This is a genomic window from Streptomyces sp. NPDC005784, assembly GCF_042871525.1.
Lineage (GTDB): Bacteria > Actinomycetota > Actinomycetes > Streptomycetales > Streptomycetaceae > Streptomyces.
This window is the reverse complement of record NZ_JBIAIQ010000023.1, coordinates 33024-46700: the sequence shown is the minus strand read 5'-3', so window position 1 is coordinate 46700 and position 13677 is coordinate 33024. Positions and strand designations below refer to the sequence as shown.

At 69.5% G+C, this 13677-nt stretch carries 10 protein-coding genes and 3 pseudogenes; 5 read left to right on the top strand and 8 right to left on the bottom strand.

What is annotated here, in order from left to right; all coding sequences use genetic code 11:
• Nucleotides 1–85: 85 nt before the first annotated feature.
• Both ACFYR3_RS29735 and ACFYR3_RS29730 read right to left on the bottom strand, forming a co-directional pair.
• Nucleotides 86–2383: an ATP-binding cassette domain-containing protein gene (locus ACFYR3_RS29735; protein ID WP_355848005.1), complete on the bottom strand. Its 2298-nt coding sequence runs from the start codon at nt 2381–2383 to the stop codon at nt 86–88.
• 210 nt (nt 2384–2593) lie between these two features.
• Complete coding sequence (locus ACFYR3_RS29730) at nt 2594–2902, bottom strand: DUF5132 domain-containing protein (RefSeq protein WP_355848008.1); 309 nt, start codon at nt 2900–2902, stop codon at nt 2594–2596.
• 801 nt (nt 2903–3703) lie between these two features.
• On the opposite strand from ACFYR3_RS29730, the gene ACFYR3_RS29725 reads away from it, so the two are divergent.
• Entirely contained in the window at nt 3704–5044 is a 1341-nt protein-coding gene (locus tag ACFYR3_RS29725) for a glutamine synthetase (RefSeq protein ID WP_389285156.1), read from the top strand.
• A 712-nt stretch (nt 5045–5756) separates the two neighbouring features.
• Here the strand turns inward: ACFYR3_RS29725 and ACFYR3_RS29720 are convergent.
• Both ACFYR3_RS29720 and ACFYR3_RS29715 read right to left on the bottom strand, forming a co-directional pair.
• The gene (locus ACFYR3_RS29720) at nt 5757–6314 is read right to left on the bottom strand and encodes a GNAT family N-acetyltransferase (protein ID WP_389285155.1); all 558 of its coding nucleotides are present in this window, start codon (nt 6312–6314) and stop codon (nt 5757–5759) included.
• Nucleotides 6311–7542 (bottom strand): annotated as a pseudogene (locus tag ACFYR3_RS29715) (type III PLP-dependent enzyme). The gene ACFYR3_RS29720 and the pseudogene ACFYR3_RS29715 overlap by 4 nt, the downstream one beginning before the upstream one ends.
• 1406 nt (nt 7543–8948) lie before the next feature.
• Between ACFYR3_RS29715 and ACFYR3_RS29710 the strand changes: the two are divergent.
• Both ACFYR3_RS29710 and ACFYR3_RS29705 read left to right on the top strand, forming a co-directional pair.
• Nucleotides 8949–9209, top strand: a complete 261-nt coding sequence (locus tag ACFYR3_RS29710) for a hypothetical protein (protein WP_355848017.1) — start codon at nt 8949–8951, stop codon at nt 9207–9209.
• Nucleotides 9210–9423: 214 nt separating this feature from the next.
• A complete protein-coding gene (locus ACFYR3_RS29705) occupies nt 9424–10593 on the top strand; it encodes an acyl-CoA dehydrogenase family protein (RefSeq protein ID WP_355848019.1) in 1170 nt (389 codons plus the stop codon).
• 27 nt (nt 10594–10620) lie between these two features.
• On the opposite strand, the gene ACFYR3_RS29700 is transcribed toward ACFYR3_RS29705, so the two are convergent.
• A complete protein-coding gene (locus tag ACFYR3_RS29700) occupies nt 10621–10887 on the bottom strand; it encodes a hypothetical protein (RefSeq protein ID WP_355848022.1) in 267 nt (88 codons plus the stop codon).
• Between the two features lie 52 nt (nt 10888–10939).
• Here ACFYR3_RS29700 and ACFYR3_RS29695 point away from each other — a divergent pair, with 52 nt between their 5' ends.
• Together ACFYR3_RS29695 and ACFYR3_RS29690 are read left to right on the top strand one after the other, a co-directional pair.
• A complete protein-coding gene (locus ACFYR3_RS29695; protein WP_389285154.1) occupies nt 10940–11323 on the top strand; it encodes a hypothetical protein in 384 nt (127 codons plus the stop codon).
• Nucleotides 11324–11385: 62 nt separating this feature from the next.
• A pseudogene (locus tag ACFYR3_RS29690) lies at nt 11386–11598 on the top strand (acetyl-coenzyme A synthetase N-terminal domain-containing protein); the annotation flags it as partial.
• A gap of 29 nt (nt 11599–11627) precedes the next feature.
• Here the strand turns inward: ACFYR3_RS29690 and ACFYR3_RS29685 are convergent.
• The 3 genes and pseudogenes from ACFYR3_RS29685 to ACFYR3_RS29675 form a co-directional block, all read right to left on the bottom strand.
• The gene (locus ACFYR3_RS29685; protein WP_389285153.1) at nt 11628–12323 is read right to left on the bottom strand and encodes an alpha/beta hydrolase; all 696 of its coding nucleotides are present in this window, start codon (nt 12321–12323) and stop codon (nt 11628–11630) included.
• Between the two features lie 352 nt (nt 12324–12675).
• A pseudogene (locus ACFYR3_RS29680) lies at nt 12676–12906 on the bottom strand (transposase family protein); the annotation flags it as partial.
• A 289-nt stretch (nt 12907–13195) separates the two neighbouring features.
• Nucleotides 13196–13618 carry a hypothetical protein gene (locus tag ACFYR3_RS29675; RefSeq protein ID WP_355848031.1) on the bottom strand — a complete coding sequence of 141 codons (423 nt, stop codon included), beginning with the start codon at nt 13616–13618 and terminating at the stop codon, nt 13196–13198.
• Between the last annotated feature and the right edge of the window lie 59 nt (nt 13619–13677).

The window sequence follows — 13677 nt, the reverse complement described above, 5'->3', positions numbered from 1 at the left end:
GGGGGAGGGTGGGGGGAGGGCGCGCCAGGGAGCACCGGCCGCGGTGACGTCACGTGGCGGGCGGCCGGTGGTACGGCTGGTGGGGTCAGGCGACGAGTTCTCCGGCCTGGAGCTGCCAGAGGGATGCGTAGAGTCCGTGCAGGGCGAGGAGTTCGTCGTGGGTGCCCTGCTCGGCCACGACGCCGCCCGTGTCCATGACGTAGATCCGGTCGGCGTGGCGGACCGTGGAGAGCCGGTGGGCGATGATCACCATCGTCCGGTCGGCCGCGAAGACACGGAGCGTGCGCTGGATGGCGGCCTCGGTCTCGTTGTCCACGGCGGAGGTGGCTTCGTCGAGGATCACCACCGGCGCGTCCTTGAGGATCGCGCGTGCCAGCGCGATCCGCTGCCGCTGGCCGCCGGAGAGGGCTGCGCCGCGTTCGCCGATCACCGTGTCGTAGCCGTCCGGCAGCGTCGCGACGAAGGCGTGGGCCTCGGCCATCCTGGCCGCCTCGGCCACGGCCTCGTCCGAGGCGCCGAAGCTGCCGTAGCGGATGTTGTCGGCGATGGTGCCGTCGAAGAGGAAGGGGTCCTGCGCGACGAACCCGATCGCGTGGCGCAGATCCTGCCTCGGCAGGTCGCGGACATCCCGCCCGTCGAGCAGTACGCTGCCCGACTCCGTTTCCAGGAAGCGCATCAGCAGCTTGGCGACGGTCGTCTTGCCGGAGCCGGTGCAGCCGACGAGGGCGGTGACCCGCCCGGCGGGAATGGCCAGCGAGAGCCCCTCCAGCACCGGCGGCCGGTCGGGATAGGCGAAGGTCACGTCGTCGAGGACGATCTCGCCGCGCACCTTCCGGGCGTCGAGCGCTCCGCCGTCGCCGTCGGCCTCGAGGGGGAGGACTTGCAGCCGCCGGACCCGGTCGTAGGCGACGAGCGTGCGCTGGTACTGGTCGACGATGCCGCCGAGCCGGTTCATCCGCAGCAACACCATCTGGGGCAGCCCGATGAGCGGGCTGAACACCTCGAACGGCAGGCTGCCGTTGAGTACCGACCGGCCGCCGATCAGCAGGGTTCCGGCCATCGAACTGGTCGTGCAGACCCGGACGATCTCGGCGTGGCGGATCGTGCTCCGGTCGGTCCGCCGGCTGCTGTCCTGGACCTCCCCGCTGAGCCGGTCGATGCGCTCGGCCTCGTAGTCCTCGGTGCAGAAGCTCTTGACGGTGGCACCGGCGTCCAGCGTGTTCACCAGCTGGCTGTGCAGCTTGGCCCGGTGCTCGCCGGAGACTGCGTAGTCGGCCGCGACTTTGTCCTGGTAGTGGAACGACAGCCAGGCGATGACCGGGATGGGCAGGAACGCGATCCAGGCGATCTGTGGCGCCAGCAACAGGAACAGTGGCACCAGGAGGGCCAGGCTGGTGCCAAGGTGCAGCAGGTCGCCCGCCGAGGTGGCGAAGAAGGCGCCCAGCTGACGGACGTCGTCGGTGAGCGCGCCGGCGATCCGGGTGGTCCGCTCGCCTTCCAGGTGCCGTAGTTCGAGGTGCTGGACGTGGGCGTACGTCCGGTTGCGCCAGTCGTGTTCGATGTCCTGGCCGAGTCGGCGCCACTGGAGGTTCGAGGCGTACGAGAGGCCCGCCACGGCGGCACAGGCTGCGGCCATCAGCCCAGCCAGACCGAAGAGTTGGGCGGACGCGGTGGTCAGGCCGAGGCGAACCAGTGGAGCTGCCTCACCCTTGATGAGGACCAGTCCGGTCCAGCCGAGGAAGGTACCGAGCGCCATCTCCGAGACCTGGCAGGCGACGGACAGGGTAACGGCCCCGTAGAGACGACGTCGGTGCGGTCCGACGATCTCCAGCAGGGGATGACGTTCGACGCCGGGCCCGGCCGCTTCCTGGGGCGCGTCGATCGTTCCGCGCCAGGCCTTCCGGAGGACGGCCGTGGTCAACGCGGCCACCCCGCCCACTGCCACCAGTTGCCTGCTCAGCGCCGACCCCTTGATCAGCGCGATCCCGGCCGCGACCCCGCCGCCGACGGCGAGCACCGGTCGCACGACCTGGCCGCGGTCCACCTGCGGGGCCGGTGCGGCGACGGGTCGGGCTGGTGTCGGGCGTCCCGCTCCGGTCGGATCCTCCGCGACCAGGGTGACGGCTCTGCGGACGATCCGGCCGACGTCCGTGGCGCGCAGCCGTGCATCGTGCCGGACGAGCACCCCGCCGGTGACCGGGTTGGCCCGGGCCTCGGTGATCCCGGGAATGCGGCGCAGCGCGGCGGCGAGGAACTCGGCCGTCCGTGGCCGTCCGAGCACCAGCTTGACGTCCCAACGCTGACGGCCCGGAGTGACCGAGCGCGGGTTCACGTCCCATTCCGCGGACCGGAATCCGGCTGCGGCACCCAGAAGCGATGACATGCGTACAATCACCTGTTTGCGGAGGTCACGGGTAATCCTTAAACGGGCGCGACGGAATTCGGCGCACGGCGGATTCACTGCGACGGAGCGGAAAGTCCGAGAGAGAGGAAGAGGCGCGGCCGAAAGGCCGACGGCCGACCGCCGCGAGGGCCCGTCTTCCGAGGTCGGCAGGAAGACGCGCCCAGGCGGCGGGCGGGCATCAGGGCGTCACTACGCCTTCGCGGCACCGACGGTCGCGCGGATCTTCGGAGTCCTGGCCTCGTCCTTCTCGGCGTTCGAGGCTGCACCCTCGGTAGGCCGTTGGTCGTCGCCGGAGGCGATCTGCGCCGCCACCATCTCGGCAGCCACCTCGACCGCGAGGTCGTGGATGTTCTCTCCGGCCTCTTGGGCCGCTTTCTTCACCTCCATGACAAGACCGACGGACGTCGTGACGACACCGCGCATCAGTGGCTTGAGGACACGCTTGGCCAGGGGCGCGACGATGAGACCGATCAGGAACGGCGGAACGACGGGCGGCATGATGCTCCAACTTCTCTACGCAGATGTATGACAGGGGACCCAGGGCACTGCGCACTCCGGAGCACGCACAGCGGGGAAGGCGGAAGCACCCATTTCCGGAATTCTCGATATCCCGTGCCGGACTCCCTGCCGGGTTGAATTCCTTGTCGATGAGGTAAACCGTCCGCTTGTCGATCACCGTAGCCAGTCATGACTGTCGAGGCCAAACGGTCTCGGCGGGTTTCACTCATGCGAGTGCCATCCCTGTTCTGACCGCCACGAATTGCAGAGGCGAACTCACCTAGCGAAGTGCTTTTCTAATTTACCTATTACCGGTGATCTGCTTCATGGTGACTTCCGAGTTCGCGCGCCACCCTCCGGCGCCGGGCGGGAAATCACAGCGCGACGCCTCCCGGCACCGCTTCGCGGAAGGCCCGCACGTCCCGGACCCGGCACTCACCGCGGTCCGGCCGCCGCCGTACGCGCTCGGCCTGAACCCGGTCGAGGCTGCCGTCCGGTCACTCGCGCGCAGAGCACTGACCCACACCGCCTCCGACACACCCGACGGCCTCGGCCGCACACTCCGTCGCGCGTTACGCAGGATCCAGCGCCGGCCCCACCTGTCGGCGGTTGCCTCACCGCCATCGCCCTGCCCCTCGGCTCACCTCGCCGAGCCCGCCCTGAAAAGCCCAGCGATCGGAGAGACTTCCCCCGGACGACTTCCCGCGCACGCGTCCTGAGTCACGTCGCAGGTCCGACCGTTCACGGACGAGTGAACTCCCGGCCGGCCACTGGGCTGCCGCGAACGCCAGCATGATCGGCATGGCCACCACGTACCCCCGAGCTGAGCGGGCCGCCCAGGCCCGGGCGGCCGAAGCCCAGCTCGCCGCCGACGGAATCGACGGAGTGGTGTTCGGCTGGGTCGACAACGCCGGGCTGACCCGGGTGAAGTCCGTCCCGCTCGCCCAGCTCGAACACGCCGCCGAGTACGGCGTCGGCGCCGTACCCTGCTTCGACGTCGCCCTGGTCGACGACTCCATCACCACTGCGCCTTCGAGTACCGGCCCGGTGGGCGACCTGCGGCTCGTCCCCGACCTCGACCTGCTCACGCCGCTCGCCGCCCAGCCCGGCTGGGCCTGGGCCCCGGCCGACCGCTACACCCAGGACGGCACTCCGCACCCCGGCTGCCAGCGCCGATTCGCCCGCCAGGTCACCGAGGCCGTCGAGCGGCGCGGGCTGTCGGTGCGAGCCGGGATCGAGGTCGAGTGGGTGGTGGCCGACCCGTCCGAGGCCCCCGCGACGGTCGGGCCTGCGTACGGGATGACCCGTTTCATCGAGCACTCCGACTACCTGCGGGAGGTGCTGCGCGCCCTCACCGCCCAGGGGTTGGCCGTACTCCAGCTCCACCCCGAGTACGCCGCCGGGCAGTTCGAGGTCTCGGTCGCCGCCGAGGGGCCGGTCGAGGCGGCCGACACCACGATGCTGGTGCGCCACACCATCCGGGCCGTCTCGGCCCGGCACGGCCTGCGGGTCTCGTACGCGCCCGTCTTCACCGAGGGCTCGGTCGGCAACGGCGGCCACCTGCATCTCAGCCTCTGGCGAGAGGGCCGGAACCTCGGGCACGGCGGCCCCGGCCGCCACGGGCTGCACCCCGACGCCGAGCAGTTCTTCGCGGGCGTACTGGCCGAGCTGCCCGCCCTGCTCACCCTCGGCGCGCCCAGCGTCGCCTCCTACCTGCGGCTGGTCCCCTCCCGCTTTGCCGGGGCCTACCGCTGCTGGGGTCTGGAGAACCGTGAGGCGGCGCTGCGCCTGATCACCGGCTCCGCCGCCGGGCAGGCCAATGCCGAGTTCAAGTGCTTCGACGCCGCCGCCAACCCGTACCTGGAGATCGGCGGCGTGCTGGCCGCCGGACTCGCCGGCCTGGACGCCGGCCTGCCGCTCCCGCCCGAGACCCCGAGCGACCCCGCCTCCCTCGGCGCGGCCGAGCGCCTCCCGGCGAGCCTGCCGGAGGCGATCGACGCCTACGAGAAGTCCGCACTGCTGCGGCAGGCCCTCGGTCCCGAGTTGTACGAGGCCGTGCTGGCCGTCCGGCGGGCGGAGGCGGAGCTGTTCGCGATGCACATGGATGCGGACGTCATCGAGGCCGTCCGCTGGCGCTACTGACGAGCGCAGGCTCTGCTCCTCCCGCTCCCCGTCCATGAGTTGGTCGAAGGCCTGCTGGTCGCCGTCAAGCTTCACGGAGCTCAGCAGGATGCGGCCCCGGAAGGCGCGGAGCAGATCCTTGACCGCGCCTGTGCCTGTGCCTGTGGCGAAGTGGTCGCAGGCACGGCGTCGTCCGAGGTGAGGGGATCGGCCAGGCGCCGTTGCCTTCGTACGACCCTCGCCGCGTCGCTGCCCGAGGCGACTGCCGGCCACCTCGGTGTGTGGACGCTTGTCGCGCGTGCCGAGAGGCGAGGCCCGCTTGTCGGTGCTCGACAACTCGTGCGTTCGGTGGGACTGCCGGCGTGGGTAGTGGTGCCGGCCCCACCGAGAGGGGAGTCAGCTCCTTCGAGGTACCACGTCTTACCGTCCCGGCAGGGTGGTCGAGCAGGTCCTCGGCGAGGGCGGCCGTGGCCTCGGGTGGAGTGCCGACGGTGGCGAGGGTGCCGGGGATGGTCGCGGTGGCGTCGGCGGTACTGCTGCCGAGACCGGCGATTACCCCGGCATTTTGATCAGCTGTGCTGCTGCGGCCGGCCTGTCCGGGTAGGACGAACGCGTTCGCGACTCGGCAAGTGTCCAAAAACCCAGGTGGCGTACTGGAATCCGAGGACGAAGAGCAGTGCTGTGACTGTCAGTTGAGAGCGGCGGAACTCGTCGGATACGGAGGACATCCGCATCAGCCCGCTTCGGCTCTGGGAGAGGATCCGAGAGTCGAACCGGTAACAGCGGGTGCCAGCGGCTTCGCCATGTAGACCGCCTCGGCACCGTAGCTCGCGGGCAGCCCGATCTCGGGTCGGGCCCGGTAGCCCAGCCGGGACCACAGCACCTCGGAGCCGCGCACGGCGACCAGGGAAAGGGTCCGGTAGCGGGCCGCCCGCCCGGTCTCCTCCAGATGCCGCTGCATCCGGCGGACCAGGCCCCGGCCTCGCGCCCGCTCGACGATCGCCAGGTCGTGGGTGTGCAGGTTGCTTCCCCCGTTGGTCTCCTGTGCCGCGCCTTCCTCGGCCAGGCTCAGGTCCGGGCAGCGGAACAGCGGGTACGGCAATGCGAGCAGATAGCCTCCGAAGGCACCCGCGTGCTCCAGTACGAAGCAGGTCGAGGGCGAGGCGCGGGGCCGGGAGCGGAGCGCCTCCCGCCCTTCGGACAGGCCGCTCGCGGCGTAGGCGCGTTCCTCCAGCGCGACCACCTCGTACCAGTCCTCCTCCCGGAACAGCCGGATCCGGGTGTCGGTCATGCGCCTCCTCCGTCCGGAGCCGGGGCTCCGACGCAGCTGTACGGCAGCGGCGCGAAGCCGTTGAACCCCCGGGTGGCGTAGGCGGCGGCGTACGCGCCGCAGGAGTGGACCCACACCGGGTCGCCGGAGGTGATCGCGCGCGGGACCCGTACCAGGCCGTCCTCCTGGGCGTACGCGTCGTCGCTGTCGCAGGTCGGGCCGGCCACCATGGCGTCGACGAACTGCCCGCCGGAACGGGTGGGGAACTCCAGGCGGTACTGCAACTGGTCCATCTCGTAAAGGCCGTTGAACTTGCCGCAGCTCAGGTAGAGCCAGTCCTCGCGGGTGCCGTCGAGCCGATGCCGGGAAGAGAGCCGGGCGACGTGAGCGCGGATCGCTCCGTGATCGGCGACCAGGTGGCGACCGGGCTCCAGCAGGAAGTCCAGCGGGGCGGCGTTGACGGCACGCAGCCGTTCCACGCCCTCGCGGATCACCACGAACATCTTGTCCGCGGCGGTTCCAACGGCCGGCCGCGCCGGTCGAGGACGCCGAGGGCGGGCAGTCCGCCGCCGAGGTTGATCCGGTCCAGGGTGATGCCGCGCCGGCTGAGCGCCTCCAGGACCATCGCCAGCGAGTCGACCGCCGCAACCCAGGCCTCGGCGGTCATCTGCTGGGAGCCGACGTGCACCGACAGGCCGGAGGGCACCAGCCCGGCGCTCCGGGCGGCGCCGAGCACCCGCAGGGCGTCCTCGGGCGAGCAGCCGAACTTGCGGCTGAGGCCCCACAGCGCGCCCTCGCCGGTGGTCGCCAGTCGGCAGAACACCCGGGAGCCAGGGGCGTGTTCGGCGATCGCGCCGACGTCCTCCAGGCAGTCGGTGGCGTAGTCGCGTACACCCAGCCGGTAGGCCTCGGCGATGTTGCGGTCGGACTTGACGGTGTTGCCGTAGTGGATCAGTCCGGGGGCCACCCCGGTGCGCAGCGCCTGGGCGATCTCCTGCGGGCTCGCCGCGTCGAAGCCGGAGCCGAGCCGGGCGAGGTGGCCGAGCACCTCGTCCAACGGGCAGGCCTTCATCGCGAACCGGACGGCGACGCCGGGCAGTTCGGCGCACAGGGCGGCGTACTGGCGGCCGATGCCGTCCAGGTCGTAGATGATCGTGTCCTCGATGGCGGCGGCGAGCGCGGCACGCAGGGCGGGGCGGTCGTGCTGGTCGGGGAGGGACGCGGTGGATGCGTGGACGGTGGCCGGCATGGTTGGGGCGCGATGGCCGGTTCTGCCATGGTCGGCCGTCCGACGCGGTTCGGCGATCTGGCGCACGTCGGTGGTCTGAGGTTTCACGTGTCAACTCCCGGTCCGACTGGATGAATGATGCCAAGGGCCTGCCGGCCCGTATGAGATGAGGCGAGGGAGTCCAAAGGTCGGCTGTGACGCCTGACCTGGACTCCCTCCACGCCGCACTCTATGCACTTCCGCGGCCTGCACCGGCACCTGCTGTGCACCCTGCGCGGCCCCGCCACCCTCGCGCTGACCAGCGTAAAAGGCCGACGATCGTGAGGTCTTGCCGGCCCGCCACGAACGGGTTTCATCCGGCGGGCGAATCCCTCGAAGGAGAAGCCGATCCGGCGATGCGGCCTCCGCCTGCGAACAGTCTCACCGATTTCTTCTGAACGCCCTTGCCGGTCGAGGACAATGAGCCGCACCGCCCGTCGTCCTGGCAGACGCGGTGCACACCGCGTCATCGGTACAGCGCTCGAACCGGGCGGTGGGGAACGCCCCGGTCAAACCAGGTATCGAACGCGTAGCGCGCGAACATGTCTGCCGGTACCGGCGAGGCAGCGGACCCTTGAGGAGTCCCCCGATCCCGTTCCCGCAAGGTGCCGCCAGGCAGTTTCAGCGCGCTAACCCAACGAGGCCCGGAAAATGCCCCGTTCGGCGACCTTGGCCGACCGGACCGCATCCAGCTTGTCGGTGTCGGGCCGACCGGGGACGTTCTTCACCTCGGGTGCGTGTCCCCGTGGGGTGAGGTTAGCGGGGTCGCCCGTGTCCGGTGTGATGCCCGTCTCGTTGCGATAGCTGGTTGATCAGCTGGCGCGAGAGGTGGGTCCGATGAGCTGTGATGAGGTGCTGCGGCTGCTACGGGAGCGGGAGGCCGCCTGTCACAGCGAAGCGGAACGGCTTGGGGCCGAGGCTGAACGGATCACAGTCCGCCCGGTGATGTGTGAGCAGGAGCCGGCCCGTATCTCAACGGCGCGCGAAGTCGTCGGTGAACTGCCGCGAATCGAGCCGGTGCCGGTATCTCCTACCGGCTCCACCGCCATGGTCCCCCGCCCCGCGCCGGGGTGGACATCCGCCGGACCCCCAGGCTCTGGAACATCTGCTTGCGGTACTGGCCTGGTATGCCGGTCCGGTGTGTTGTCGGCAGGCGGTGGACGGGCTTGGTCCGAAGGTGGTGCCCCGCCGGATGGAAGTGATCCGACACCGTTCGAAGAAGGCCGTTGCGGCGAAGCCGGCGGTGCGGACTCCGGGCGGGTTGTTCACCGTGACGCGTGGCACGGTCGCGGCGAGCGGGTGGGCGAGCGGGTGAACATGCGACAAGAGGACGGCGTTCTCCTCGTCGGTCGGGCTGATCTTCCTGACCACGCAAGAAAGAAGACCTGGTGGCACCTAATGTGTCCGAGCTCCGCCGATGCCTTCACGAGGACTACGTCACGTTCGCGGGGCGGGTGCTGGTGCAGGACCGGCTCGATATCCGTGCCGCCGCCGCGCCGCCGGGATGTGACGGCGCGGGCGCGGGGGCGCGCACGCTCGCGGAGCGTGGGCACGTGCGGCAGTTGGCCACCACCGTCGAACGCGTGGACATCTCTCGGGTCGCGTACCGCTTGCCGGCGCCGAACCTGCACGTACCCGGCAACTCGTAACGACGCCGCCGAGCTGCTGGTGCTCACCTGTGACGCCACGGACGTGAACATGATCCCGTCCGGGGTGAGGGGCACCACCCGCGCCACCGCCGAGACCCACGCGGCGGCCGGCCTTCCCTGAGCGTCTCGATCTCTGTCCATGAAGAGCGTCTTGCGGTGCCTCGGCCCGCAGACGTCTCCGAACGATGTTTCGCCCCGACAGCTGGAAGGTGCCATGAGCGCGCGTCGTCTGCTACCGAACGATGAGTCCCTTGACCTCATCAGGCTGGTCCGGAAGCTGGCGGCCGATGAACTCGCGTCGCGAGCGGATGCCGATGAGGCGAACGAGGCATTCCCTCGTGACGTGTTCAGGCTCCTCGGACGCGTCGGCCTGCTCGGCTTGCCGTACTCCGAGGCGTACGGCGGCAGCGGCCTGTCCTACGAGGTGTACCTGCAGGTTGTCGAAGAGATCGCGTCCGTGTGGGCTTCGGTCGGCGTAGGTGTCTCCGTGCACGTGCTGTCGTGTTTCGGCCTGGCGACGATGGGCACCGAGGAGCAGAAGCAGGAGTGGCTGCCCGCGATGCTCGGTGGCGAGCTGCTGGGTGCCTACTGCCTCTCGGAGCCGCACACCGGCTCGGACCCGGCCGCGCTGCGGACCCGGGCCCGTCTGGACGGCGATCACTACGTCCTGAACGGTGCGAAAGCCTGGACGACCCACGGTGGCCACGCGGACTACTACAAGGTCATGGCCCGCACCTCGGAGGACCGCACGGGTATCTCGTGCTTCATGATCCCCGCTGGCACCGAGGGCCTCACCGCTGATGTACCCGAACGGAAGATGGGCCTGACCGGGTCCACGACGGCGACCATGGTCCTCCAGGACGTCCGTGTCCCGGTCGAGCGGCGTATCGGTGCCGAGGGCGGCGGCCTGCGTATCGCTCTCGCGAGCCTGGATTCCGGCCGTCTCGGTATCGCGGCCGTCGCGGTCGGTCTCGCCCAGGGCGCTCTCGACCACGCGATCACCTATGCACGCGATCGGGAGACGTTCGGATCACGCATCATCGACCACCAGGGAGTCGCGTTCCTGCTCGCCGACATGGAGGCCGCGGTCTTTTCAGCGCGTGCTGCGACCCTCCATGCCGCCCGGTTGAAGGACGCGGGACTGCCGTTCAGCCGTGAGGCTTCGGTCGCGAAGCTCGTCGCGACCGACAACGCGATGCGTGTCACCACTGATGCGGTGCAGGTCCTCGGCGGGGTCGGCTACACGCGCGAGTTCCCGGTCGAACGGTACATGCGTGAGGCCAAGTTGACTCAGATCTTCGAAGGCACGAACCAGATTCAGCGCATGGTCATCGGGCGGTCGCTCGCCAAGTCCAACCATGGTGACCTCACCCTGGCCCCTTGAGACCTGGCTCGGCAGAAAACGGGCGGCTCAGGCGTGAGTGGTGTCCCGACGGCCGGGTGTGAGGAGGTAGGCGATCGCCATGTCGCTCAGTTCGTCCGCGTAGCGGCGTTGGGCCACTTCGCCGGTCGCCGGGTCGGGCCGTACGGAGTTGTGGAAGCAGGCGCCGAGGATGGCGCGGGCGGCAGTGTCGAGCGCCGCCTGCGGGTCGGAGCGGCGGATCTGGTCCGTGTAGGGAGCCGTGCTGTTCTCGGTCGTCGCGGGCGCCGCCGTAGCCGCTGCCCTCCAGTTCGGCACGCATTCGATCGACGGCAACTACGGACTCACCGCCCTGGGCGTCATCCTCGGTATGGCGACCATGTCCACGACCCTGCTCGGCCTCCAGGCCTTCCTCGGCATGGCCGGCTTCGCCCTCGGCGGCGCCCTCATGATGCTGCTCGGCAACCCTCTGTCCGGCCTGACCACCGGCCCCCACTGGCTCCCCGACGGATGGGCCACCATCGGCCAACTGCTCCCGCCGGGCGCCTCCGGCAGCCTGCTGCGCACCAAAGCCTTCTTCGACGGGACGGGCGCAGGCCTCCCCGCCCTGGTCCTCACGGCCAGGGTCGTCATCGGGGTCACCTTCGTGCTCCTCGCCGACCGACAGGGCAGGCGCGCCACGGCGCCCGAGTCCAAAGCCACGACCGGCTCCGAGACAGCCGACATCTCGCACCCCGAATTCGTGACCTCCTGACAATGAGCGGTACCCGGTCCCAGGAGGTCAGCCCTGGGGCACGGCCGGAGAAGAGAGTGGACATGTCTGCAGCACGCGACCGTGAAGCAGTCGAAGGCGGCGCTTCGATCGCCGGTCTCCCGAAGGAAGAGCGCAGGTTCGCGCCGTCCGCCGACCTGGCGGCGAACGCCAATGTCACCGCGGAGGCGTATGAGGAGGCCAAGGCTGACAGGCTCGGCTTCTGGGCCGAGCAGGCCCGCCGGCTGACCTGGGCCACCGAGCCGACCGAGACGCTGGTTCTACCAGGGCGCGTATCGGAAGTGGATCAAGTCGTAGTGGCGAGTTCGACGAGGTGCCGGGCTGTGCCGGCAGGATCGATGATCTGATGGAGGTGTGCGCCGGGCAGGTGTGCCACACGCCAGCCGCGTTCGCGCGCCTCGGCGGAAAGGTCGTCGTACGGAGGGCCGAACAGCAAGTAGGAGCAGGGATGGTCGTCCCAGCCGTCGGGAACCGGGATGTGCTGCTCGTAGTAGGACAGCGGCAGGGTGGGCTGCTCCTCAATGACTGTCTGTCGCACCTTCGGGTCAGAGAACATGGGTGCGACGTCCGCCTCGTCCCACCAATCGGTCCAGCGCGGCAGCCCGCCGTTCACAGCCATCGGGCTGAGGAACTCCAGCAACTCTGGTGAGGCGACAGGGGTCGGTCCGATCCGGGCCGGCAGCGCGGCATCGACGAAGATCGAGCCGGTCACCGGATGGTCGAGGCCCGAGCGGATCGCCGGGAGAAACAAGCCTGCGTTGCTGTGCGCCACCAACGTGACGGGGCTGCCGGCCGAGACCTGCCGGAGGTCGTCGCGGACGGCGTCGACGATGCGGGGCCAGAATGGCGGGGCACCGGCGCCTATCTGCAGCAGGGACGGCACCCGTACCTGGTATCCGGCCGCCGTCAGGTGTTCGGCCACAGGATGCCAGGTCGAGGGGCCTACGGACGGACTGTGCACGAGAACGAAGATCGGCTGCATGTGACGATCCTGTCGCCCATGCCATGAGAGCCGCGACGGTCTTGGCTGACAGCAGAACGCTCGGCTTCGAAGAAGGTCACGCGCCGCCACAACACGCCCTCCACAACCATTCGTTGATGGCGGCGATGAGGACGGGGCTTCGTAGCGGACGGCAAGCTTGTCGTATCGCGTAGCCACGGCCCCGTGGCAACCGCGCCCCGGTCATGGGACAGGTTTGTGAGTTCTGGCTGCATCACCCGGCATACCTGAATCGGGCTGCCGCCGCAGCAGCTCACCGCGAAGGTGCGGAACGGAACGGTTCCCCGCGGGGTGTCCAGGTCTGCCTCGACGCATTGCCTGTCCGGGGAATCTACTCGCGGAAGGTCAGCCGTCGGCAGCCCATGGTCGGGCAGGCCAGCCGCCGTACGCGCAGGTGAACGACGACCTGGCGGCGGTCGACCGGCACGTCCGTCACCGTCCGGCGGTGATACCCATGGGCCTTCGCCGTCGGCGATCCGCACACCGGACACGGCACCGCCACATCCCGAGTGCGGGCCATGACCACTATCGCGTCACCGCCATACGTCACGTCCTCGACGACCAGCGCCGAAAGCCCGGAAACACCGTCCCCACAAGGGAGTTGACATCCATCACAAGATCATGATCATGATCATGGGCGGCTACTCGACGTCACCACCGGCTACGGGCCAGAGCCGTTCTTCTTGCAGTCCCTCGTCCGCTGGACGGACGCCGGTGCGTACGACGTCGCTGACTTCTCGTGGGTCGCTTCCATCAAACCGTGCTGATGTGCACGGCAAGCGTGGAGGGCTACGAGTCGAAGACTGCGGGCCCTTCTCGTGCGTGGTGAAGGGTCAAGAGAGGGACACGGCCGACTACTTGGCCTTCAGGGGCTCCCTGAAGGACTTGCGGAACACCGGGCCGGCCAAGGGGAGTATCGAGGACTTCATCTTGGCTGTGAACGAGCTGGGATGCCGCTGGAGTTTGACGTCGACACGGGTGCCGTCGCCGTGGGGGGTCATCTGGAACACCCAACCGCCAGGTCCGAACGGGGTCGAGTCGCGGGTGGTGACGGTGACCATGTTCTGCGCGGGGTCCCAGTCGTAGCGTGCTCGCTCCCACGACTTGGCGTTTCCTTCAGTGACTTCGGCCCAGGTGTCCCCACGTTCGTGTACCTGGAAGTGTTCCGCGTCGATCGAGGGCCACTCTTCCAGCCGTGAGGGGCTGAAGTCCGTGAGCACCCGCATGACCTCAGGCGGGCTCATCGAGGAATCCACATGGAAATGCAGGCCAGGCATGACCCGCTCCTTCGATTCGGGAGGCACGGTTTTCGGGGCGGCTCCGCCTCGCCGTACCC